We start from the raw sequence: 474 nt of genomic DNA on the forward strand, positions 1-474 counted from the left end.
GTAGACTAGCTAACTTCGAAGTTGTTTCTGAAATGTCTCGTTTTACGTTTTTGTGCTCCTTACCAAACATTTCAGCAATTGTTAGACTGTCCGTTACTACCTCACCACTACTTTCAAATACCAGTTCGTTTGCTACTGTTAATCCATCCATGTGAAGACCTCCTCATTTTTAATAATGCTTGTCCACTCTATTCACTCGGAATGACTCGTATTGAGTTTGTATCACGATGTACTAAATGTAATTCGCCATCTACCTTCTTAAAAATTAGCCAATTATCAGGATTTAAATTATATGAATCAATATGTATCTTCTCTCGTTTAGTTGGCCTTTTACCGTTTTTCATGCGTGCTCTTCCCCCTTTTCTATTTATTTTGCAAACAGCTCGTCCACTGTTGTATTAAAATATTCTGCTAGTTTCTGAGCCTCTTTTAGGGTGAAGTCACTTTTACCGTGTTCTTTAGCAAAATATGTTC

Annotated in this window: 2 protein-coding genes and 1 pseudogene; all 3 read right to left on the minus strand. The window is 36.3% G+C overall.

Annotation, left to right across the window (positions count from 1 at the left end):
- Positions 1-151: Rha family transcriptional regulator (locus tag ACODS7_RS32545; protein ID WP_488828690.1), on the minus strand; the 151-nt coding region annotated here is incomplete at its 3' end.
- A 37-nt stretch (positions 152-188) separates the two neighbouring features.
- Positions 189-344 (minus strand): DUF6906 family protein, encoded by a 156-nt coding sequence (locus ACODS7_RS32550; RefSeq protein ID WP_243168996.1) that lies wholly within the window; start codon positions 342-344, stop codon positions 189-191.
- A gap of 23 nt (positions 345-367) precedes the next feature.
- Positions 368-474: pseudogene (locus tag ACODS7_RS32555) on the minus strand (helix-turn-helix transcriptional regulator); the annotation flags it as partial.

This window comes from Bacillus sp. FG16, from assembly GCF_057809515.1.

What these genes read in the sequence shown, in the direction of transcription:
- ACODS7_RS32550 (WP_243168996.1), bottom strand. Translation starts at nt 344, where the DNA reads ATGAAAAACGGTAAAAGGCCAACTAAACGAGAGAAGATACATATTGAT.